The 22176-nt window shown below is 44.7% G+C and carries 20 protein-coding genes; 18 read left to right on the top strand and 2 right to left on the bottom strand.

The features are described 5' to 3' along the window. The first annotated feature begins 50 nt into the window (after window positions 1-50). From GVN16_RS25585 to GVN16_RS25530, 12 genes are all read left to right on the top strand, one after another. The gene (locus tag GVN16_RS25585; protein WP_166566824.1) at window positions 51-1079 is read left to right on the top strand and encodes a hypothetical protein; all 1029 of its coding nucleotides are present in this window, start codon (window positions 51-53) and stop codon (window positions 1077-1079) included. 4 nt (window positions 1080-1083) lie between these two features. Further along, complete coding sequence (locus GVN16_RS25580) at window positions 1084-2022, top strand: hypothetical protein (protein WP_166566823.1); 939 nt, start codon at window positions 1084-1086, stop codon at window positions 2020-2022. Then, entirely contained in the window at window positions 2019-3545 is a 1527-nt protein-coding gene (locus tag GVN16_RS25575; RefSeq protein ID WP_166566822.1) for a hypothetical protein, read from the top strand. Before GVN16_RS25580 ends, GVN16_RS25575 begins: the two co-directional genes overlap by 4 nt. A gap of 193 nt (window positions 3546-3738) precedes the next feature. Further along, window positions 3739-4875 carry a hypothetical protein gene (locus GVN16_RS25570; RefSeq protein ID WP_166566821.1) on the top strand — a complete coding sequence of 379 codons (1137 nt, stop codon included), beginning with the start codon at window positions 3739-3741 and terminating at the stop codon, window positions 4873-4875. Window positions 4876-5143: 268 nt separating this feature from the next. Next, window positions 5144-5845: a YafY family protein gene (locus GVN16_RS25565; RefSeq protein WP_166566820.1), complete on the top strand. Its 702-nt coding sequence runs from the start codon at window positions 5144-5146 to the stop codon at window positions 5843-5845. A gap of 186 nt (window positions 5846-6031) precedes the next feature. After that, window positions 6032-6442, top strand: a complete 411-nt coding sequence (locus GVN16_RS25560) for a DUF1761 domain-containing protein (protein WP_229244371.1) — start codon at window positions 6032-6034, stop codon at window positions 6440-6442. 71 nt (window positions 6443-6513) lie between these two features. After that, entirely contained in the window at window positions 6514-7089 is a 576-nt protein-coding gene (locus GVN16_RS25555) for a YdeI family protein (protein WP_166566819.1), read from the top strand. 65 nt (window positions 7090-7154) lie between these two features. Beyond that, window positions 7155-7727, top strand: coding sequence for a Crp/Fnr family transcriptional regulator (locus tag GVN16_RS25550; protein WP_166566818.1), 573 nt, complete (start codon window positions 7155-7157; stop codon window positions 7725-7727). Window positions 7728-7821: 94 nt separating this feature from the next. After that, window positions 7822-8352, top strand: a complete 531-nt coding sequence (locus GVN16_RS25545; protein WP_166566817.1) for a YceI family protein — start codon at window positions 7822-7824, stop codon at window positions 8350-8352. Further along, on the top strand, window positions 8352-9524 hold the full coding sequence (locus GVN16_RS25540) for a nitronate monooxygenase family protein (RefSeq protein ID WP_229244370.1): 1173 nt from the start codon (window positions 8352-8354) through the stop codon (window positions 9522-9524). Before GVN16_RS25545 ends, GVN16_RS25540 begins: the two co-directional genes overlap by 1 nt. 184 nt (window positions 9525-9708) lie before the next feature. Further along, window positions 9709-10779, top strand: a complete 1071-nt coding sequence (locus tag GVN16_RS25535) for an AraC family transcriptional regulator (protein WP_166566816.1) — start codon at window positions 9709-9711, stop codon at window positions 10777-10779. A gap of 97 nt (window positions 10780-10876) precedes the next feature. Continuing rightward, window positions 10877-13264, top strand: coding sequence for an outer membrane beta-barrel family protein (locus GVN16_RS25530; RefSeq protein ID WP_166566815.1), 2388 nt, complete (start codon window positions 10877-10879; stop codon window positions 13262-13264). 65 nt (window positions 13265-13329) lie between these two features. Here the strand turns inward: GVN16_RS25530 and GVN16_RS25525 are convergent, their stop codons facing one another. Continuing rightward, complete coding sequence (locus tag GVN16_RS25525) at window positions 13330-14061, bottom strand: DUF1080 domain-containing protein (protein ID WP_166566814.1); 732 nt, start codon at window positions 14059-14061, stop codon at window positions 13330-13332. Between the two features lie 276 nt (window positions 14062-14337). Between GVN16_RS25525 and GVN16_RS25520 the strand changes: the two genes are divergently transcribed. Both GVN16_RS25520 and GVN16_RS25515 read left to right on the top strand, forming a co-directional pair. Continuing rightward, on the top strand, window positions 14338-15477 hold the full coding sequence (locus tag GVN16_RS25520) for a hypothetical protein (RefSeq protein WP_166566813.1): 1140 nt from the start codon (window positions 14338-14340) through the stop codon (window positions 15475-15477). A gap of 59 nt (window positions 15478-15536) precedes the next feature. Further along, entirely contained in the window at window positions 15537-16151 is a 615-nt protein-coding gene (locus GVN16_RS25515) for a hypothetical protein (RefSeq protein ID WP_205748995.1), read from the top strand. 58 nt (window positions 16152-16209) lie between these two features. On the opposite strand, the gene GVN16_RS25510 is transcribed toward GVN16_RS25515, so the two are convergent. Beyond that, a complete protein-coding gene (locus GVN16_RS25510; protein WP_166566812.1) occupies window positions 16210-19419 on the bottom strand; it encodes a S41 family peptidase in 3210 nt (1069 codons plus the stop codon). Between the two features lie 342 nt (window positions 19420-19761). On the opposite strand from GVN16_RS25510, the gene GVN16_RS25505 reads away from it, so the two are divergent. The 4 genes from GVN16_RS25505 to GVN16_RS25490 form a co-directional block, all read left to right on the top strand. Next, window positions 19762-19920, top strand: coding sequence for a hypothetical protein (locus tag GVN16_RS25505; protein ID WP_166566811.1), 159 nt, complete (start codon window positions 19762-19764; stop codon window positions 19918-19920). Between the two features lie 3 nt (window positions 19921-19923). Next, complete coding sequence (locus GVN16_RS25500; RefSeq protein WP_166566810.1) at window positions 19924-20478, top strand: GNAT family N-acetyltransferase; 555 nt, start codon at window positions 19924-19926, stop codon at window positions 20476-20478. A 160-nt stretch (window positions 20479-20638) separates the two neighbouring features. Further along, window positions 20639-21010 carry a BlaI/MecI/CopY family transcriptional regulator gene (locus tag GVN16_RS25495; protein WP_166566809.1) on the top strand — a complete coding sequence of 124 codons (372 nt, stop codon included), beginning with the start codon at window positions 20639-20641 and terminating at the stop codon, window positions 21008-21010. Next, the coding region (locus GVN16_RS25490) for a M56 family metallopeptidase (RefSeq protein ID WP_166566808.1) at window positions 21007-22176 on the top strand (1170 nt) is incomplete at its 3' end. The genes GVN16_RS25495 and GVN16_RS25490, both read left to right, overlap by 4 nt.

The raw sequence follows: 22176 nt of genomic DNA, 5'->3' as shown, positions 1-22176 counted from the left end.
ATTTTGAGTGCAATACCCTGTTATAGCACCTGAAAAACTAACTATTAAAAATGACTAAAAAATCGATTAATGCGACCGATCTGTTTCTGCTCATGCTGGCATTGCTCCTCATCAGCGTAAGTTTTTACCAGACCTGGCTTGGGCTTGAACAAATTTTCGGAGAAGCCTCCCTTGTTATTGCACTGGCCCTTTCTCTCCTTTTGCTTTTTCTTTGCTGGATGATCCGGGCAGCCAAACTGGAAGGACGTTCGCCCGTGAGTCTCATCCTTATCTACATCTTTATCGCTTCGTTTTGTTTTATCGCCAATTTCAACGCTCTTTACACGAGGTTTATGCGTACAGACATCTATACCAGCGAGTTAAGAGACATTAACCAGAAATACAATACCCTCGAAACCGACATACAGAGCAAACTGGGGTACAAATACGATAAAGAAACTACCCAGAACATCGAGATCAAGAAGAAACAGCTGATGGAGCAGATCAAAGATCCGGGCAACAAAGGCCTGGGCGAAAGAGCCAGGGCCCTGATCAAGGACATCGAAAAACTGACGGGGCAAAAGGTTGATTTCCTCACCCCTCAGGACAATGATTACGAGGACTTGTCTGAAAGAATGGGCAGGCAGGTTGATAATATGATGAACGACTTGTCGACCAATGAACAGGAACTGAAAGCGGATGTCAACACGGCCGTTTTGAAATGGAACAAAAAGATACAGGAAACGCTCCTGTTGTCTAAAAAAGAAAAGGACGAAGTTTCCCAGGGCCTTATTGATGAATCCCTCGGTGAATATAACAAACTGGGCATCAGGGCAGGCTCTGTGCTGGGCGGCGATAGTTTCAGGTTTGAGCCGGTCTTCTCCAAAACCCAGGACGTAGGCAAAATCGGGTATGCTTTTGAACATGCGGTGCAGCATTTCGGGATTTACCAGGGCGTTGTGCTGGCGGGTTGTATTTTGCTGGACTTCCTGATCGTGATCCTTATTCTGCTGGTAACCGACCCGGCCACCAGGAGCAACCAGAGCGGCAGTGTATTTAACAACAAACGCAGCGGGACAACCCTCATTCCTAACCACTGAGACCATGAGCGAAGAAAAAGAGCAACTGACCCCATTGTCTTTTGATAATGATACTGAAGAGACCCTGCAACCGCTGATCCTGGACCACCAGGAAAATAACAGCAGGGGTTTTGTGCCCATAGCCCAAACCACGACCAATTCCATCAAGGAAAAGGACAGTAACTTTGTTTTCTTTTTCGGCACCGCCGAATCAGGGAAATCAGTGATATTGTCTTCCATGCTTTTTTACCTGAGTTCCCAGGCCGGGGCCCTCAGACCAAAACTGAGCACGCCCAACACGAAAGAAGCAGAAGTATTGCTGTATGATTTCCTGGAAAACCTGCGTAAGGGCATCCTGCCGAGCAGAACCACCCGCGACCAGGTCACCCGGCTCGACCTTGTGTTTGAGCCCAACAACCGCTCCAAAAAAGTCAAACCGGTGAACCTCACCTTTCTCGAAACCTCGGGTGAAAACCACAATGAGATCAGGAGAGGCGGGCATTATCATAACAGCATCGAAGAATACCTGAGTGCGAACATTCCTCTGAGTTTTATACTGGTTACCAGCTATGAAACGGCTCACAATGACGACGTCCTGATGTTTACATTTCTGAACGAACTGGAAAGAAAAGGTAAAAGTCTGAAATCAGTAGATGCCATCCTGGTCATTTCCAAGTGGGATAAATCCGGTTCATTCGGGGTGTCGAACGCTGAGCAGCTCGAAAACTTTATCAGGGAACGCCTGCCGATGACCAGCCAGCGGCTCGACACCTATGGCCTCAACAAAACCTACTATACCATCGGCAACCTGGAGAAAAACAGCACAGGCGAAGAGAGACTGACCTCGCTGAACCTGCAGACCGCCCAGGTGTTGTCGGAATGGCTGTACAGAAGCATTACCGGGTATGACATCAACTATGAAGGTACCTTCTGGGAACGTATAAAATTCAGTCTGTTCAAATGAATGTAGATTTAATTGCATTTGGTACATTCGGAACCCCACACGGATTCAGACAAAGTTCGTTTTTGAGAAACCCTCATTTTCTGAAGGTGAAAACGTTTGACCTGAACACCAATGCCATCAAATTGTTTCCCGGCAATACTGTTTACTCCATCAGGAAAGAACACGTCGACGGCCTGAATGCCATCGCCTACTCGGTGTATTCCTATGCCAAAGAAAGAACCTCTGACAGGGGCGGTACTTTTATAGGTTCCAGCCTGCTTTTTTATGAGAAAATCGCAGAAGAGGGTCTGACGGTCCGTTGTCTCCGGGAATTTCACGGTGATGTGATGAAGGACAATGTGGCCGGTGATATCCTGCAGGTCAATCATTCCGATAAACTCGTAGCTAAAAAGCCAGGGCAGTTTGATAAGATCGGCAACAGCTTAAAGAACATCAGCTACGACCTGAATTTTGAAGAAAATACGCTGAAAAGCCTGGTGGTGTACAGCGAAGTGACACCGGAAAGCAAGCTGACGGAGCTTTTCCGGAAGTCAACGGAGTTACTGGGTCTATATGATACCGTCTTCTTCACGGCCAGTGCCGAAGTGGGTCAGTTTGTAAGAGAAAAACGCCTGTTTAAAATCGTCGATTACCAGGGTTTTATCCGGGAGATCGAATCGTATAGAATCCATAAGGAAGAAGAAAGAAAAAGAAAGATCAGAGAGGGCATAGAGCAACTGGAACGGGAAAGAACCCAACTGACAGAGGCCAGGAACCGTTACGAAAACCGGACCCGGACCCAGACGGAGGAAAATGAAAAACAACATGCAGAAAACCGTCAGCAGATGGACGCCGCCAGGCTGCAGCACGAAAAAGTAAGCCGGCAGTTTGGAGAAAGTCTCCGGCAACTCGGAGAGGCCATCCTGCAAATCAAAGAAGAAAGAAAGGCTCCGGACACAGCCCGGGACATCATCGAAGAAAGCAGAAGACAACTGGAAGCTGCCCACGGCAAAACAGTGCCGGGAACCATCAGGAACATCAGTCAGACAGAGCGAGTCAGAGAAACTGAAAAGAAAGCAAGGTCAGAAGACAAAGAAACTTTCCTGTCCCGTATCAACCTCCCTATATCTCCTGAGATGTACAAGGCCCTGACCCTGTTGTTCTTCGCGTTATGGCTGTTTACCTTGTTATTCTTCTTATTATCAGGCGATAAAAAAGAAACTGTAAAAGTACCTGTCAAGATAACCCAGCCTCAGCCCCTAGTGACTGTTCTTGAAGAGCTTAATCCCAAACCCAACGATGAACTGGACAAAAAAGCCTGGCAGAAACTGGCCCGGAAACTAAAACCCGGCACCAAAATAAGCGAGGTGGTCAAAACAATTTTTGACGCCAACCCCAGAGACATAAAACAGTCATACGCAAACCAGACAGACCTCTACGCCAGACATCTCGCGAAACTCAACCCCACTTGCTTTGAGAAAAAGGGAGACGACGTTTATTTTGTGGGGGATACGCTGAGGAGGGTGATGGCTTATCGGAAGTAGATAAAATATATTCTTAACAACCCTGACAATTAGGATTACCTGAAAGTCTATCACTATCCAACGAAAGAATATAATTATACGTCAAAAGATGATCAACATAAGCTTCCGGGTTATATTTTGTATCCCAGAGTGAGGAATGACCCTGAGGTTGCTTCGCATATCCCTGAAAACAATTAAACACCCTAAACCCGGAATGAAGAATTTTTTAATTATTGCTGCTTTTCTGATCAATTTTCAAGGCTTCGGACAAACAGGCAAGACTGTCAGCGACTCTGCCAAATTCAATAAGTATGTACTCCAACATTCAAGCTCGTTTACTTTTGACGGACAAAAACCCGAAGGCAAAGGCTGGACCATCCTCGAAAAACAATTTGCAGACAACCAGTTTGTGGCCTGGGGAGAATACCACAATTCGCCTTTGATTTCTCAATTATCGACCTATGCTCTTGAAACGGCCGCAAAGAATGGGTTCAAAAACTGGTGCGTAGAAACCAGTCCGTTTGTAGCCGGCGAACTGACCCGGATTTCCAAAATGAAAGACCCTGCGGGAGAAATTCTCGAAATATCCAAAGACAAAGGAGCTTACGGCACCTTCCCTTTCTTTAAAACCAAAGAGGATGCCAGCATGCTGGTCACAGCCAATAAACACAATTTTAAGATCTGGGGCATCGACCAGGAATACCAGATGGCTTTTACCTATTGCCTGGAAAAGGTTTACAATGCCCAGCCGCCAAAAGTTAAGACACAATACAAAGCGGTGTACGACAGTTTGCTGGCCAAATGGTGGATGCCGAAAGTGAAGTTGCTCGACAGCCTGAAAAACGGTATTGCCCAGAAAGACCTGAAAATGATCCTGGAAGACATTAAAATATCCAGAACGATCTACTACGAAGACAATTCACTGATGAGAGCCACGCTGATGAAAAATAATTTCTACCATTATTACGACCGTACCCCGTCTAAAAATGAAAAGGTATTTTTTAAAATGGGGGCCAATCACCTGGCCAAAGGGCTTAACCTGACAACGCATTTGTATGACATCGGCAACGCGGCTTACGAACTTACCCAGCGGAATAAAACCAACTTTACCAATGTGTTTTTTGTCAACAGATTCACTACAGAAAAGGGAGTAATCATCGATGATCTCGAAAGTGAATACAATGAATATCCAAAGGAGTTTCTGAAGTTATATGACAAAGAAAAATGGGTTGTGGTGGATTTACGTCCATTCAGGGTCAGATATAAAAATGATAAAACACTCACGGAAGACACCTATCAGCTTATTTATAAGTATGATTTTGTTGTAGTATCACCGGAAGTAATGAAATAAGCTCCGCTCTCCAACGTCTGAGACGCTGGAGAGCGGACGCCCAGTCGGCGAAACGCGGTCGCTGACCGCCGTCAGACGTTGTTAAAAGACAGTTCCGGCAAGTCAATAACGCAGATTCTCATCACTCCGGTCAGAGACCGCGTTACACCGTCCGATACGTCGGAGACGTTGGACAGTCTGAGAAAAGATCAAACAAGAAATTTGAAGCCCACGCAAGTTTCTCTTACTTTTGATCCATCAGCCATTAATGAAGAAAATCTGACCCCGGATGAACGACAACGACACCAAACGCCTTTCTCGGCTCGTCGCGATACTGACGCAGTTTCAGACGAAACGGATCCTGACGGCTCCGGAACTGGCCCTGAAATTCTCAGTCAGCAACAGGACTATTTACCGGGACATCAAGGCCCTGGAGCAGGCAGGGGTACCGATTCTTACGGAAGATGGCAAAGGCTATACCCTTATGGAAGGTTACCGGGTACCCCCGGTGATGTTTACTGAGAATCAAGCCAATGCCCTGATCCTGGCCGAGCAACTGGTCCTTAAAAACAAAGACACCTCTTTTATCAAAGATTATACAGAGGCCATCGACAAGATCAAGGCAGTGCTTAGGAATACAATGAAGGAAAAAGCCAACCTCCTGGCCGAACGCACCCGGTTTGACCAGAACATCAACCGTGAAAGAAACAGCAATAATTTATCCGATCTGCAATTTTGCATTACCAGCTTTTACCTGGCTAAAATTGAGTACATCAACGAAGCCAATGAAGGCTCCGTCAGGCTGATAGAAGCTTTTGCCTTGCTGCATACCCAGGAAAACTGGCTGCTGGTAGCCTGGTGCCGTCTGAGAAACGGCTTCCGGTATTTCCGCCTCGACAGGATCAGAAAACTGGAAGTCCTCACCGAAAAATTCACCCCTCACAAAATGACTTTGCAGGAGTTTTTTGACAGGAATCATGGGGAGCGATAAGCTGCAGGATAAGCTTTAAGCAACAGGCTGCAGGCGATTAGCTTTGATCAGAAGCCGTGTGCCTCAATTCATCTTCCTTACTGCCTATAGCTTAAAGCCTTTTTTTATTTTTACCCATGTTGTACCCTTGACATACCGCTGTCACAGCACGCTCTTAGGTTTGCATCATAAACTAAAAAAAACAAAATGATGATGAATCAATTAGCCCATCTGAACTGGATCAGCGTCCTGGTCGCCTTTGTCGTGTACTTTATTCTCGGAGCCTTGTGGTTCACGTTGTTCTTCAGCAAACCCTACAAAATTTCTTTAGGGAAAGAAAACGAAGTGCTACCCAATAAACCCATTTTTATCGTCGGGCCTGCCCTTTGTTCCCTCGTGATTACCCTCGCAACTGCCGTGTTAATGTCTGCCCTGCACATTGAAACTATCGATGCAGCCATAGAGTTTGCATTGATTGTAGGTGTGGGATACCTGGTAGCCAATACGGTCAATATCGCCATCAATCCCAACGTTCCAAAACCAATTCTTTACGGAATTATCAGCGGGGCCTATCATTTATTGGGTATTCTGATAGTAAGTGTTATTTTAGTGGTATAATAACCGGAGAAAGGAAAAAGCCTGTCATGTCCTTGCTCCTTTTTCCTTCCTGCTCTCTCCAATAACAACAAATGAAAAAAGAAACAGAAACTTTTTACCCTGAAAACCGCGATGAATGGCGGAAGTGGCTGGCAGAAAACCACAGCTCAAAGCAGTCTGTCTGGCTGATTCATCACAAGAAAAAAACCGGCGTGCCCTCGGTGGCCTGGAGTGATGCGGTGGATGAAGCCCTTTGCTTCGGATGGATAGACAGTACCCGCAGATCTCTGGAAAATGATATGTTTATGCAGTTTTTCAGCAAAAGGAAAGCGAAAAGCGTCTGGTCAAAAATAAACAAAGACAAAATAGAACGGCTCACAGAAGAAGGACTGATGACACAAGCGGGTTTGGCGGTCATCGAAGCAGCCAAAGCCGACGGCTCCTGGACCACATTGGACGAGGCGGAAAAACTGGTCATTCCTGCCGACCTGACAGCCGCGTTTCAAACCCGGCCGGGCTCGGAAGATTTCTTTTTAAGCCTGAGCAAGTCTTCCAGGAAAGCTATCCTGCAATGGTTGTTACTCGCCAAACAACAGGAAACCAGGCAGCGACGGATCAATGAAATAGCCGAACTGGCCGGGCAAGGATTGAAACCGAAGCAGTTCTGAAGGAGAAATTTCATAATGGATTTAAGGCAACTTATTCCTACATTTGAAAGAAAAATATAGCCGTAATGAGCCAGATATTAAGACATCAGATAGAAAAAATAATTTCGCTTACCGATGCGGAGTTTGAGTATGTTTTGTCTCATTTCAGGTTCAGGAAATTTAAAAAACACCAGTTTGTGGTGCAGGAAGGGCTGCTTGTTGAAAATGATTTTTTTATCCTGAGCGGTTGTCTGAAATCCTACAGCACAGACGCCAACGGCAAAGAACACATCATCCAGTTCGGGCTGCAGGACTGGTGGATCACCGATTACCAGGCTTATTACGACCAGGGTGTGGCTACGGTCAACATCGACTGCGTAGAAGAAACCGAACTGCTTTGTCTGTCTTATCAAAACCGGGAAAAACTGTGTGCTGAGATGCATAAGATCGAACACTTTTTCCGAAAAAAAACCAACAAAAGAAATGTGGCCCTGCAGCAACGCATCCTCTCCTTACTCAGCAGCAGTGCGAAAGAAAGATACGACAAACTGCTGGAGCAATATCCACAGCTTTTCCAGAAAGTACCCAAACAACTGATCGCCTCTTACCTCGGCGTTACCCGCGAAACCCTCAGCCGTTTCAACGCTTCCTCAAAGTAAAATGTGAGGTACCTCACATGAAACTTGTGCGGTACGTCCTTTCAGATTTTTACTGCCCTGGAGAACTTTGCATCATCAAATAATTCAAAAAAAAATGGCAAAGTTCAAAATTCAGAAAACAAGCAGCGTCGTCAACTGGACGGGCAAAAAAGTATTGGGGCTGCACACCGGAACCATCGGTATTGCAGACGGTCATATCGACCTGGAAAATGGTAAAATCAATAGCGGAGAGGTCGTTATAGACATGACTTCGATCATCATTACAGACATCGAAGACCTGAAAACCAACCAGGATTTTAAGGACCATTTATTCCATGATGATTTTTTTGGAGTGGATCATTTCCCCACTTCCAGCCTCCTCATCGAACATGGAACAGCCCTGAACGACAATCAATTCAGACTGACGGGCATGCTCACCATCAAGGGCATAGCCCACCCGGCGAGTTTCATAGCCAGAACAGAGGTGTTTACTGATACCCTGCATTCGCTTGGTGAGATTGTCATCGATCGTACGCTGTACAACATCCGTTATGGCTCCGGTAAATTTATTCCCAACCTGGGAGACAAGCTGATCCACGATGATTTTGTGCTGCAATTCAAGATAGTCGCCCAAAAGGAAAGCTGATGAAACGGCGGAATGCATTGAAAGGCATGGCGATAGCCGGAATTTCATTAAATTCGTTACCTGGTTTTGGAACAGTAAACCCTCATAAAACAAACAAGAATATGTGGAATAATACAAAATTTACGGGGCTGCTGGGTATTCAATACCCGATAGTTCAGGGACCGTTTGGCGGTGGTTTGTCCTCGGTTGCCCTCACGGCGGCAGTGTCGAACGCCGGAGGGCTGGGTTCTTTCGGCGGGCAACCGTATTCAGCAAAAGAAATCATTGAAACCTCTGCGGCCATCAGAAAAGCAACGGATAAGCCCTTCAATATCAACCTTTGGGTCAATGACAGGGACCGTCGTCTGGCAGAATTTGACAGTGAGGATTATAAAAAATTGACGGATTTGTTCACCCCTTATTTTAAAGAACTCGATTTGCCCATACCCGAAAGACCCACTAACCTGGGAGCTAAATTTGAAGACCAGTTAGAGGCCATTTATGAAGTCAGACCGGCGGTTTTCAGTTTTGTGTATGGTATACCGTCTGAAGATATCCTGGAGAAATGCAGAAGCCTGGGCATCAAAACAGTCGGGGCCGCCACTACTGTTGATGAAGCCATCGCCCTGGAAAAAGCAGGCGTGGATGCCATCGTCGCCACAGGCTGTGAAGCGGGCGGACACCGGGTTTCGTTCTTAAGATCAGCCGAAGATTCCCTGACAGGGACTTTCGCCCTGATTCCTCAAGTGGCAGACAATGTAAAAATACCGGTGATAGCCGCAGGGGGCATTGCTGATGTGAGAGGGGTAAAAGCTGCCCTGGCCTTAGGGGCTGACGCAGTGCAGATGGGGACAGCCTTCTTAGCCACCAACCAGTCTAACGCCACGCAGGACCACAAAGACAAACTGTTTTCAGAAGAAGGAAAAGATACCGTACTCACCAAAGTTTTTACGGGAAGACTTGCCAGGGGACTGCGAAACAGGCTGACGGAAGAATTAAAGGATAGCCAACATCTGATGGCCCCTTATCCTCTTCAGGGCAAATTTATGGGCCATCTGAAAGCCTACCCGGCCACAGAAGGCAGCAACTCAGCCTTCAGGTCTTACTGGTCAGGCCAATCTGCCTCCCTCCTGAAATTCAGGGATGCCGGAGAGTTGATGTTATCGATCATCAATGAAATGAATAAAGCCTGAGGAGATTCAGATTCGTAAAAGCAAAACCGGTTGGGTTTTGCTTTTTTGTTGAAGTTCCTTGATATCCTTCATTCCCCATAATTTGAAAAGGATTCAGTTCATTTTTCCAACTTTTAACACCATCCACCAGCAATAAACCAAAATTTTCCGCTTATTTTACATCTGTAAAAGCTATACTGTTGCTATGACTGCGGGCAAAGAAATTTTATTATTCCTGGGGGCTCTCGGGGCCTTCAACGGGCTCGTGCTGAGTGGGTATTTTCTGGTTACCTCCCGGAAAAAGCATGTGTCGACCATTTTATTTATCGGCCTGCTCCTGATGCTCAGTCTGCGGATCACCAAATCTATTTTTGCCTCGCTGGACCGTTCATTGCCCAAAATCTATCTGCAGATTGGTCTCACTGCCTGCTTTTTTATCGGACCATTCCTCTATTATTTCCTGAGATCAGCCCTTAACCCGGCCAATCCCTTTCCGAAGTCATCCAGGCGTAACCTGATCATATTAACAGCTTTTATCCTGATCACCGGCGTGGTCTACTCTTATCCTGCTTATCCTAAACTCTGGAATAAATACTTTGTCCAGTTCATTTACGCAGAATGGTTTGTCTACATGGTGGCTTCAGGCTTTGTATTGAAAGGCTTGTTCAAAAATCTCTTTACCCGCGACTACAAAATGAAACCCACCGAGATATGGCTGCTGGCGATCTTCGGATGCACAGCCCTGATCTTCACTTTCTTTCAGCTGGCTTTATGGATCGCTTCTTTTTCATTGTATCTCAACGGTGCGGTGGCCTTTTCTTTCAGTGTTTATCTTATCCTCTTCATGCTTCTGCATAAGAAAAAGAGCAGCGACTTTTTTATACCAGGTCAGCCCAAATCTCCGGCCCGGAAAGTAAACGACGAAGATGCCGACAGGTTGATCGCCAGGTTGGAGAAAAGTATGACAGAAAAAGGATTGTACAGAAATCCCGATCTCAAACTGCATGAAGTATCCAAAGAACTCAATATCTCAGGTCATCAGTTGTCACAGCTCCTCAACGACAACCTGGGCAAAAACTTCACTACTTATGTCAATGAATTCAGGATCAATGAGGCCTGCAGCATGATTGCTTCCAGTAATCGCCTCACTCTGGAGTCGATAGGCTATGAAGTAGGATTCAACTCCAAATCTACCTTTTTTGCAGCTTTCAAGAAGCTTACCGGCAAGACTCCCGCTGCCTATCAGCAAAAGACGCAGTCAGACCCTGCCGTATGACGGTGCGGATTTATAAAACCGTACTCCTGATTCCTTATTATGCCCCTTCCATCCGCTGATTGTTTTGGAATTTTGAACAAAAAACCAAAGCAAACTTATGTACAAGACACTCCTGATTTTCTTCATCAGCCTTCATGCTTACGCCCAGCAGGGAATTATCAAGGGAAAAGCCATCGACCTCAACACCCGGAAAGGGGTAGAATTTGCGACGGTTTCCCTGCTTTATGCCAGGGATTCATCCATCATCAAAAGCACTTTTACAGACGCTATAGGAGCATTTGAAATAAGCCTTGTGCCGGAGGGAGTTTACCTGCTCGCGGTTTCGTCGGTGGAATACGAAAAAACATACAAAGGCCCGGTGACCATCAGCCCAGCTCAGCTGATTTCAGATCTTGGCGAGGTGGCTATGCAGGTCAGCCAAAAGACTTTAGGCGAGGTAAGAGTGACAGGACAAGCCCCTTTGTTCAGCAACAAAGCCAATGGAACGGTGGAAGTCAATGTGGCCAACACCCTGCTGGCCACGAGCACCTCTCCCATCGAAATTCTTTCCAGGTCTCCCGGCGTGAACGTGACGGAAGACGGCATCTTTGTGCCGGGAAAAGGCGAAGCCATCATTTACCTGAACGGAAGGCGTATCACTACCGAGCAATTCGCTTCCATTTCGGCATCCCAGATCAAAAAGATGGAGATCATCGCCAATCCGTCTTCGAGATACGATGCGGAAGGCAAGGCCGTAATAAACGTAATCACCATTACCAATGCCGACGAAGGTTACAAAGGCAATATCAGGCAGGTCTTTACGGCCTCAGATTTCAGTCCGCCCAGCGGCAACACGAACATGGATGTCAATTATAAAAAAGACAAACTTTCCCTGACCGGAAGCTACGGGCTGTTGCTGGGCAGAACCCGCGAAATACTGAATACGACCCGTTCGAGGCTGAAATCGGCAGACCTGTTTCAGTCTGTCCTGATGACCGACTGGAACAGGCGATACGACAACTTCTCCAATTATAACTTCGGCGGGCAATATGACCTGAACGAAAAAAGCTATATCTCAGCTGAATACAGCGGTTCATACAACCACCTCGGAGGCAACACACAGAGTGAAAACGCCATTACCTCTGCCACCATGAACGGGCTGTTTAAAAGTGACGTGTCCAATAACAATATTGTCCGTAATAATGCTCTTACCTTTAACTACAGCCTAACTCCGGACAACAAGGGCTCTTCGTTGTTCGTCGGTGGACAATATGCCGGCTATGTTTCGGACACAGATGATGATATCAGGGAGAAAAACCTGGTCGGCGGGCTGGCATCGTCCAGACTTCTGAACAACAAAGCCGGTTACAATATCAGGCTGGCTAATATTCAGGCAGATTATTCCAGAGCCATTCATCAGTATCATAAACTTGACTTTGGGGTCAAATACAGCAACGCTCACAATTCTTCTTATTCAGATTTTTATGCCGGCGTCGAGGGTAAAGACCTCGTACCCGACAATACGCGGTCTGCTGACTTTAAATACCTGGAGAACATTCCTGCTGCCTACCTGAGTTTGAATAGTGAAATGGACAAAAAGTTAAGTTATACCCTGGGACTAAGAAGTGAATGGACCAGCTACACCCTGCAAACGGACGTAAAAGGATTTGAAATGATTAGGGATAATTACCTCAATCTCTTTCCCAATGCCCAGGTATCTCTTAAACCGTCTGATCAATTTCAGCTGAGCCTGTCCTATACTTCCAGGATCACCAGGCCGCGGTACCAGGCCCTGAATCCTTCCGGCATTTACCAGGATGCCTACACAAGTATTGAAGGCAATCCTTTTCTGAAGCCTGAAAAAACCAATGCATTTGAAATAGGTGCCACTTATGATAAATATTACTTAAAAGCAGGATACACCCACACCAAAGATGCCATCTCGGGAGCAGCCGTACAGGGAGAAGCAGAAAACAGCTATGTCCTGAAGCCCATGAATTTCTCCCGTTTAAACGCCTGGTATGTTTCCTTATCAGCACCGTTTACGCTTTCCTGGTGGAATTCTATGAACACCGTCGATATCATTTACAACAAATACACCAGCGACGACTTTTCATTTGTTCTGAGAGCCAGCCGGCCTCAACTGAACCTCTATTCCGGCAACACCTTTAATATCAGCAATCTGTTTAAAATACAGGCCATCGGCAGGTATAACGGAGACAAGTATGACGGCATTTTTTACCGGCATAACCAGCTCATGGCAGCTATGGGTATTGAAAAAGATTTCTTTGACAAGACACTGAAAGTCAATTTGATGGCTAACGATATCTTCAGGCTGGATAAACCTTCAGGCCACTATGAAATCGGGCAGACTTATATTGATTTTGCCCGAAAGAATAACAACAAATATTACCGGATAACGCTTACCTATAGTTTCGGTCAGCTGAAAAAGGTAAACTATAAAAACAGATCGACAGGCCAGGCAGAAAACAGCCGAGCCTTGTAGCCAGCACCCCGAGGGTGGGCCTGCAAGGCTCGGTGAGTCGTTAATCCTGTCCCTGAGGGGCAGGATTACAATGTCTTGATTTTAATATTCCGGAAAGATATTCCTTTTGACCACTCCTGTAGCCCGATCCGGCCTTTGGTGGCCTTTCCGAATTCAGGGAAATGCTGGAAGCCGGTAGAAGCGATCAGGTCTTTCCAGGCCTGATTAGTCAGGTCTTCCTGTACAGTGAGAACACCGTTCAGATAAAACTCGATCTTACCGCCTGTCTGTTTGATTTCCGACTGGTTCCATTCTCCAACGGGTTTGGGTGATACCGGGTTCTTTTGCTCAAACAGGTTGAACATTCCACCAGCACGCTTTTTAGGGCTGGTAGCATAATCCGGGTGAGAGGCTTCAAGCAACTGATATTCAGGTGCTGAAGCCCATGCTGTAGGAATTTCAGGCTTTTCTACCACATTGATAAATACACCGCTGTTACCTTCTTTCGGGATCTTCCATTCAAATTTCAGATCAAAGTTTTCGAACTCTTTATCAGAAACCAGGTCTCCATGTTCAACTTCGGTGGTGTCGAACCTGCAATGCAGGCTGCTGTCCTGAACCACCCAGGCTGAAGCAACTTTGCCCTTGTTGTACAAATGCCAGCCATCAGTGGTTTTACCATCAAAAAGAGAAACCCACCCATCTTTCTTCTCCTGTTCGGTCAGTTCATTGACTTTGGCCTCCTCCGGTTTGGAAGAACAAGACACCATGGTTAAAAAGCAAAGTGAAACACCGAGTCCGGTAAGTAATTTTTTCATAGAATACATTAAAATTTTAAAGGTTGAATTGCAGGGAAAAATCCCTGGGATAAATTTCAGAAGAAATACTCACATAACCACGTCTGGCGTTCAAGAAAAGAACTCCTGTATTCGAAAAATTAGAATTTGCCTTAAAAAAGAAAATACCAAGGCGTGGGAGTAATTGCATGTAAAGAAAAATACCTTTCCTTAAGATAAAAGATTCTTTCGTACTTTTACACCCAAACTCCGAATTAAAACCATTACCACTTCATATTGGTATCAGCCTTTTACGATATGTATCCGAAAATTCTCTTCTTGCTTTGCTTTGCCTTCCGTCTGACTTTTGTATCCGGGCAAGAGCCTGTCGACGTCACCGACCAGACTTTTAAAATCGGGGCGAAGAAAGACGAGGAACTTTATTTCGGATTTGCGAAGGGCGACAAGATTATCTTTAGTTTCCAGGAAAATGACGGGAAGGAATTAAAAGAAATTCAGATCCTGGAGTACCCTTCCAACGCGAGGTTTTCCGATTATAAGACCTCCAGGATCGAAAACAAGGTCATCCAGGTGACCCAAAAAGGGGTTTATATTTTTCGATTCAACAATTCCGCCATTTCCGGTCGTATCTGTAAAATCAAAATCCAGCGTATTCCCGAAAATGATGATACCCGGGTTTTCAATACGGCAGTGGTATGGCAGGAACAGCAGCAAACCACTTACAACAGCTATACCAAAGATGCCATCGTGGGTTATGACACTTCCTACGTTCAGAAAACCAGGAAGGAACTTGCCAAAAAAGAATTGTCTGAAGACAGGATTATCGAGAAAGTGGAAAGGATACACTCGGCCAGGAATTTTGAAAATAAGAATTATAAAACCATTGAGGTGGTATTCCCAGCCAACGAAGTTTCAGCTTACAAGACCCGGAAAATCATCGGCTGGGCGTACTGGATCGGTGTAGGTAAAGAGGCTTCCGAAGCGTGGAAGAAAAACCTGAGTTTGTTTAAAAACATTGCACAGGGAGCTTCATATATACTGGGTGGCGGACCGCTGGCGGGTATTGCTATCGGCACCGTCGGGACGCTGGTCATGCCCTCGGTAGGCGAAGATGTACAATATTGCTTTTTGCCTGACCTCCGCAACGCGGAAAAGTTCATGAAGAAAGATGCCTCTTACGAAGCCTTCGATAAGGGTAAGGGTGTGGCCGCCTATGGCAAAAACCCGGTCCTGAAAAAGAACAACTTCTATATCGGCCTGCTAAATGACAACCAGGTGCAGGCCATCGACGTGGATGTGAAAATATCAGTGATCTGGGAAACCAGCATTTACCAGGACAAGCCGTTTAAAGAAATGGTGGTAACGCCCCGTTATGGCAAAAAGGAATTTTCTGAACCGGTGATTAAGACGGTGAAAGTGCCGGTGACAGGGTTGTGAAAATTAGTTGAATTTCAAAAGATACGAATTAAGATTATAATTCGATTTCAATAAATCTTATGCTGAAACAAACTTTCATGTCTCTTGTCGGTAATTATTTCGACAATATTCAACTCTCGGAAAAACTCTGGCTTGAATTTGAAAAACATTACTCCCAGAAAAGCAGACATTATCACACACTCGGCCATCTTGAAAATCTGTATATTCAGTTGGAAAAAGTAAAAGACCAGATTGTAAATCAGGATGTTTTATTGTTTTCTCTCTACTATCATGATGTCATATACAAAACGACCAGCAAAAACAACGAACGCAAAAGTGCTGAATTAGCCACAGACAGACTAAAGGACATCAATTATCCTCCTGATAAAATCGCTCAGGTTAATGAAACTATACTTGCAACAGCAAGCCATTCTATAAGTACAAACAATGATATAAATCTTTTCACTGACGCCGACCTGGCCATTCTTGGACAAGACGGGACAACATATCAAAACTATTGCCATCAGATCAGGAAAGAATTTTCTATTTATCCTGATTTTGTGTACAAACCCGGCAGGAAAAAAGTATTGCAACATTTCCTGAACATGGAAAGAATTTACAAAACAGATTACTTCTTTCATTTATATGAGTCTGCAGCCTTAGAAAACATTCAAAAAGAACTGGAAACTCTTTAACACAAAAGAAGCCACCCAAAAAAATCCGGGTGACCTCTTCATATTTTCAAGTGCCTGATTACTTCTTCGCACTGATTTCCTTCAACAATTCATCAACAGCTACTTTCAGCTGCTCGTCCGTACCTTTTGAGATCCAGTCCGGTTGGTTTTCTACGATAATATCCGGTACAGCAGGCCCCAATTCCTGGTTTTTATCAGTGGCTTTGGTATACCATCCGCGACCGGGAAGTCTTACAAATGAACCATCCATCAGGCCTTTACCTCCTGTAGAAATCACAGATCCGTTGGTAGGAACACCCACGAGTTTGCCAATCCCAAGGGTTTTGTAAGCGTGTGAGAAAATCTCCGCGTTGGAATAACTTCCTTCGTTACAAAGAGCGATAGACGGCTTGGTCCAGGCGGCATACACCAGACGCTCTCCGATGGGGTAATAATCCTTGAACTTAAGTTTGTCTTTTTCCAGGTTATCACTCGCTCCTCTCGGGATGGTGTAAGCATGCTGTTTATAGTTCAGGATGGTCATCAGGTAGTCGGTGGTAGACCCGCCACCGTTATAGCGGACGTCAATGATCAAACCTTCTTTTCCAAAACCGGCTGCTGTAAATTCTCTTTCAACCACTTCAAAACTTGGAAAATCCATGCCTTTGATATGGATATAACCAAGGCGACCGTTCGAGAATTTCTCTACCAGTTTTTTCCTTCCGTCCACCCATTCATTATATAGGTCATTAGCGATGCTGGCCGTAAGACGGATCACCACTTCTCTTGATTTGCCGTCAGTTCCTTTTACGCTCAACAAGACTTTTTCATTCACCAGCCCGTTGACCATTTCATGAAAATTGTCATTCTCTCCAATGCTCTGACCATTCACGGCAGTGATCACATCTCCTTCATTGAGCTTGCTTCTTTCTTTATCCGCCGGTGTTTCCGGCACTACGTGACTTACTTTCACACCGTCTGAAACAGGCACCAGTTCAGTCCCTAACAATCCGGTGGCCTCACGCTGGGTATCTGTCCTGTCTGTGACGGTCAATCCCATATGGCTTGAGTTCAGTTCTCCAAGCAGTAAGTTAAACATATCTCTGAAATCGTTTCCGGTACTTGAGTAAACGCAACGTTCCTTGTATTTATCGTGTAGTTTCACCCAATCGTTACCATGGAATTTCGGATCGTAAAACCCATCCCTAATGGTCCTCCATGCCTCTTCAAAAACCTGAGTGCGTTCGGCATTGTAATCAATTTTCATTTTGGCAGCATAAGGCAGCCCCTCTGTCGCATTTGATTTCAGATCTATCCGGCTGATACCGCCCATCCGGCTGAAATAAAGGTATTTGGCATCTTTATCCATCCTCACATTTCCAGGACCAGATCCTCCTTTCGTTATTTCTTTCAGATCTTTGCCGTCCCATTTAATGCTGTACAAATCCCTGCCCTTAGCGTTGCTGCTGGACGTGGTATAATAAAACGTTTCGCCGTCTTTAGAAATAACCAGGTCACTTTCATCACCCGGAAAACTGGTAACCTGTACGATTCTTTCGTGTATTTTATCAAAATCAATTTTGATCGGCTTCGGTCCTTTTTTCTCACCTTTAGCCGGGGCTGCGTCTGCGGCCGGGGTATCACGCTCCTGCCAGTCCTGGGTTTCCTTTTCCCAGTCTTCTTTTTTCAGCCAAACAAACCAGACATCATTGCTTCTGTCTGAACTTCTGCCCGAAATAAAACCTAATTTTGAGCCATCTGCACTCCAGTAAGGTCTGCTGTCTGTACGCGGGTGCATCGTAACGTTCACTGGTTTACCTGAGTTATCAGCTGCCTGAATGAAGATTTCCTGGTTAAAATACAGATCGCTGATGGCATACGCCAGCCATTTGCTGTCCGGACTCCAGGCTATGCCGTTCGGGGCATCCCAGCTGTTACTCAGTATTTTTTCATTGGTCAGTTTGCCGTCAGCACTGATATCGCTTACCACAAAAGTACCTCTGCCCCTCACATAAGCTATTTTTTTGCCGTCCGGAGAAATCTCCAGGGATGTTTCATCTTCCGTGGTTTTGGTAATCTGAGTAAGCTTGTGCTTCATGGTTTTGAAGATATTCCGCTGACTTGTATCGGCAGAACTGACCATAAAAACATCATAATTCCCGTTAAGCCTGTCGCTCGTAAAAAGCAAGGTAGAATCATTCAGCCAGGTCGGCTCGATGTCCCGGAAAGCATGATTGGAAACATTGATGCTTCTTGATTTTTCCTTATCCGCTTCTTTGATAAATACCTCACCCCTTACTGAGAAAGCCATTAGCTTTCCGTTGGGAGATACCGAATACTCTGTAGCTCCGCTGGTCAGGGTCTTTTGTTCTGTAGCGTCCAGGTGCTCATCAGCGTTGATCTGTACGTTCAGTTTCTGGGTAGAACCACCGCTGGTTTTTAAGGTGTAAAGATTAAGATCCTTTTCAAAAACAATAACAGAGCCATTGGCAGACACGCTGAAGGCTCGGATGGATTCATCTTTGAAATTAGTCAGCTTCTCAGGTGCATTAGCGGCTTTTCCGTTAGCATCAATCTTCAGTTTGTAAATATTATAGGCTCCGTCGTTACTGCTTAAGAAATAAAGAACGTCGTTGCTTCCCCATTGCGGAAACACGTCATTGGTTTCAAACCCGGGAAGCTGGGCATACGTTTTATTTTTGGTGTCATAAATCCACAGGTCACGATCAGAACTTCCTTTGTAGTCCTGTCTGGCTACCGGGTTAATGTCCCCCCTGACAAAAGCCAGAAAACGGCCGTTGGGCGACAATACCGGGTCAAACCCTACAGCATCCAGAAAGCGTGATTCTGTACCACCTTTGGGACTGATCGAATACACTTCATTGGGACGTTCGATCTGCCGGAACTCGCGGTTGGTCGAAAACAGGATTTTATCCGGCTGTGTCCAGCTGGCAATGTTGTCGATACCAGAGTGGTAAGTCAGACGCTTCGGTAAGCCTCCTTCAACAGGCATCACAAAAACATCATTATTCCCGAATCTGGCACCGGAGAAAGCGATTTGTTTGCCATCCGGGCTAAAAACCGGGTTAGACTCATAAGCTTCATGAACGGTAAGGCGTGTTCCTTTTCCGCCGGATGCCGGCACTGTCCAGATATCGCCCTGAAACGAAAAAGCCACTACAGAACCATCTGCATTGATGGCAGGCTGGCGTAGAATTAAGGGAGTTTGGGCCTGGGTGTAAAAGACTGATAACAAGACAATTTTTAAAGTAATAGCTACTTTTTTCATCGTTTTTTGGTTTGTTGATTTTAAAAATTAGACTTTCAATAAATTAACAGGCCAAAATAACTGTATTTTTCACATGATTGTATTTTAGCACGGGTAAAATTATTCAGATTGTCGACGTATGATCAGAAAAAAAAGATCAATTGATTTAAAATTTAAAACAGAGAAAGAATTTGCAATTGCTTACCTAAGATTTTGAACGGATTTGGCCTGAAAGTGATACTCTTGCATTCATTATATCTGGGAAAAGTTTTAAAATGTGGAAATGAATAATGCCAATCACATCCGTTAAAATCTTTTTTTATTAAATTATGTTATACATTTGTGATGAAAATAAACAAAGAAATGGCAAAACCTATTAAGATAACTCCTGTTTTAAAAGGACAAGATGCCGTTAATTTTTTCGGAAAACTCAAATCCAACAGTTCGAAAAAAATTAACGCAGAAACTTTATTGTCAATTCAAAGAGACGCTGAAAAAATCCAGGCTATTTTAAAAAATTAATGAATGATATTTGAAGATTTATCCTTGCTAAAAGTGGATAAAAATACTTCAATAAAACCTTTCGATTGCGGAGACGAAGACCTAAACGATTTTCTGTTTAACAAATCCATACCATTTTCAGAAGAACTTTTAGCTACTACTTTTTTAATTGAGGGTGAGCAAAAAACAATTGCTTATTTTAGTATTTTTAACGACAGCTTAAAAGTAGAAGAAAATGATTTTTCTTCCAGATCCTCTTTAAAACGCTTTTTAAAGAGCTTGGTCACACACCCCAAAAGGCACTTGAAGAGTTTTCCGGCTATTAAAATCGGGCGTTTAGCGGTTGATGTGTCAAGTAAACAATCCGGACTTGGTAAGATGCTCGTAAACTATATTATAGCCCAGGCTTTAAAACACAATGAATCCTGTGCCTGTAAATTAATTACGGTTGATGCATATGAAAAACCCCCGGCGTTTTATGAAAAGAGGGGGTTTGAGTACCTTTCAGAAGAAGATAATGACAAAGACACCCGTCAAATGTATCTGGACCTTACTCCCTATATCAATGCAATAGTCTGATTAATCTGGAAAAATGTGGAGTAAATAGCATAATAAAAAAACCACTCTCGTCTGAACTCCCTATTTCTTTGTATCAAGAAAATCAAAATTTACGTCAAAACATTTTTTTATATGAAATTTAATTCTACATTTGTAGAGTATAATACATAAACATAGAGCAATGGCACTTTCGAAAGCAGAAGAACAACTGATGGAACTGATCTGGAAACAGGAAAAAGTCTTTATGAAAGACCTCATCGATCTTCATCCGGACCCTAAACCTGCTACCACCACTATCGCTACCTTGCTGAAACGTATGCAGGACAAGGGTTTTGTAGGATACACTCTTTTCGGAAATTCAAGAGAGTACTATCCGCTGATTCAGAAGACTGACTATTTTTCAAGGCATGTTAATGGGATGATCAAAAACTATTTTGATAATTCTCCCATGCAGTTTGCCTCATTCTTTACCACCGCAACGAACCTGTCGGCCGGAGAACTGGAGGAACTCAAGAAGATCGTTGAACAGGAAATTAACAAAAAGAAAAAATGACTATCTACCTTATCAAAGTCATTTTGTGCTCCGCCTTGTTTCTGCAGGCCTATCATCTCTTGCTGGAGAAAGAAAAGATGCACAAATTCAACAGGTTTTACCTGCTGGGCAGCCTGGTCCTGGCTTTCGTAATACCGGCTTTTACGCTCGATCTGTCCTATGACATCCTGAAACCTGTAAACGTCATTTTGCCGGGATCAAATTCTTACAGAAATTTAAGTACAATGGCTTCCCCAGAAGGCAACTGGGCTAATTTCGATTTCAGCAGATTCCTGTGGCCGGCTTATGCAGTCATCGTTGCCTTACTTTTGTTTCGACTGGGAAAAAACATTTTCAGCATTTTCAGGAGAATACCTCAGAATGAAGCAATTCCGTACCAGGACTCAAAGATTGTACTGATTAATGAAAAACTGACACCTCACAGCTTCCTGGGTTACATTTTCGTTCATCGCGAAGCCTACCAGCAGGGTAAAATTGAAGAAGAAATTCTATTGCATGAGCTGACCCATGTAACGCAGAAACATTCCCTGGATGTTCTTTTTATTGAATTGTTACAAACCATATTCTGGTTTAACCCTGTCTTTATTTTTTACAAAAGGGCCATCAGGCTAAACCACGAGTTTCTTGCCGACGAAGCCGTCATCCGGACTTACAACAATGCTTACGCTTACCAGCATCTTTTGCTGGGCAAAGTAAGTCAGCTCAGCGGTGCTTCCCTGAGCAGTCAGATCAATTTTTCACTCACTAAAAAACGCCTCATTATGATGGTCAAAACAACCAACCCCGTAAAAGCTTTCTGTGTGAAGCTCGCGATTGTTCCGGTTATTGGACTAGCCGTTATGGCATTCAGTACCAGGATTGCCGCCCAGAAGCCAGCAGCGAAGGCTCCGGCAACACAAAACCCGGTGAACACCAAAGGAGCCACTCCGGAGATGATGGAAGAGTATAAACAAATCATCAAGAAGTCAACCAAAACCGTAAACGGAAGTACCCATTACAAGATTACTTCCCCGGATGCAGACCGCCTCGATTACATTTATTCGCTTATGAGTGATGCACAGCGGGAAGAGGATTTCGTTTTACCTCCTCCTCCACCGCCTCCGCCACCTCCAAAAGCGAGACACGGTATTCCACCCCCGCCTCCACCTGCACCTGCTGTGAAAGGC

This window comes from Emticicia sp. CRIBPO, from assembly GCF_009905725.1.
In the GTDB taxonomy this organism is placed as follows: Bacteria; Bacteroidota; Bacteroidia; order Cytophagales; family Spirosomataceae; genus Leadbetterella.
The sequence above is the reverse complement of the archived record's forward strand: the minus strand, read 5'-3'. Positions and strand labels throughout refer to the sequence as shown.

What these genes read in the sequence shown, in the direction of transcription:
- GVN16_RS25585 (WP_166566824.1), top strand. Translation starts at nt 51, where the DNA reads ATGACTAAAAAATCGATTAATGCGACCGATCTGTTTCTGCTCATGCTG.
- GVN16_RS25580 (WP_166566823.1), top strand. Translation starts at nt 1,084, where the DNA reads ATGAGCGAAGAAAAAGAGCAACTGACCCCATTGTCTTTTGATAATGAT.
- GVN16_RS25575 (WP_166566822.1), top strand. Translation starts at nt 2,019, where the DNA reads ATGAATGTAGATTTAATTGCATTTGGTACATTCGGAACCCCACACGGA.
- GVN16_RS25570 (WP_166566821.1), top strand. Translation starts at nt 3,739, where the DNA reads ATGAAGAATTTTTTAATTATTGCTGCTTTTCTGATCAATTTTCAAGGC.
- GVN16_RS25565 (WP_166566820.1), top strand. Translation starts at nt 5,144, where the DNA reads ATGAACGACAACGACACCAAACGCCTTTCTCGGCTCGTCGCGATACTG.
- GVN16_RS25560 (WP_229244371.1), top strand. Translation starts at nt 6,032, where the DNA reads ATGATGATGAATCAATTAGCCCATCTGAACTGGATCAGCGTCCTGGTC.
- GVN16_RS25555 (WP_166566819.1), top strand. Translation starts at nt 6,514, where the DNA reads ATGAAAAAAGAAACAGAAACTTTTTACCCTGAAAACCGCGATGAATGG.
- GVN16_RS25550 (WP_166566818.1), top strand. Translation starts at nt 7,155, where the DNA reads ATGAGCCAGATATTAAGACATCAGATAGAAAAAATAATTTCGCTTACC.
- GVN16_RS25545 (WP_166566817.1), top strand. Translation starts at nt 7,822, where the DNA reads ATGGCAAAGTTCAAAATTCAGAAAACAAGCAGCGTCGTCAACTGGACG.
- GVN16_RS25540 (WP_229244370.1), top strand. Translation starts at nt 8,352, where the DNA reads ATGAAACGGCGGAATGCATTGAAAGGCATGGCGATAGCCGGAATTTCA.
- GVN16_RS25535 (WP_166566816.1), top strand. Translation starts at nt 9,709, where the DNA reads ATGACTGCGGGCAAAGAAATTTTATTATTCCTGGGGGCTCTCGGGGCC.
- GVN16_RS25530 (WP_166566815.1), top strand. Translation starts at nt 10,877, where the DNA reads ATGTACAAGACACTCCTGATTTTCTTCATCAGCCTTCATGCTTACGCC.
- GVN16_RS25525 (WP_166566814.1), bottom strand. Translation starts at nt 14,061, where the DNA reads ATGAAAAAATTACTTACCGGACTCGGTGTTTCACTTTGCTTTTTAACC.
- GVN16_RS25520 (WP_166566813.1), top strand. Translation starts at nt 14,338, where the DNA reads ATGTATCCGAAAATTCTCTTCTTGCTTTGCTTTGCCTTCCGTCTGACT.
- GVN16_RS25515 (WP_205748995.1), top strand. Translation starts at nt 15,537, where the DNA reads ATGCTGAAACAAACTTTCATGTCTCTTGTCGGTAATTATTTCGACAAT.
- GVN16_RS25510 (WP_166566812.1), bottom strand. Translation starts at nt 19,419, where the DNA reads ATGAAAAAAGTAGCTATTACTTTAAAAATTGTCTTGTTATCAGTCTTT.
- GVN16_RS25505 (WP_166566811.1), top strand. Translation starts at nt 19,762, where the DNA reads ATGGCAAAACCTATTAAGATAACTCCTGTTTTAAAAGGACAAGATGCC.
- GVN16_RS25500 (WP_166566810.1), top strand. Translation starts at nt 19,924, where the DNA reads ATGATATTTGAAGATTTATCCTTGCTAAAAGTGGATAAAAATACTTCA.
- GVN16_RS25495 (WP_166566809.1), top strand. Translation starts at nt 20,639, where the DNA reads ATGGCACTTTCGAAAGCAGAAGAACAACTGATGGAACTGATCTGGAAA.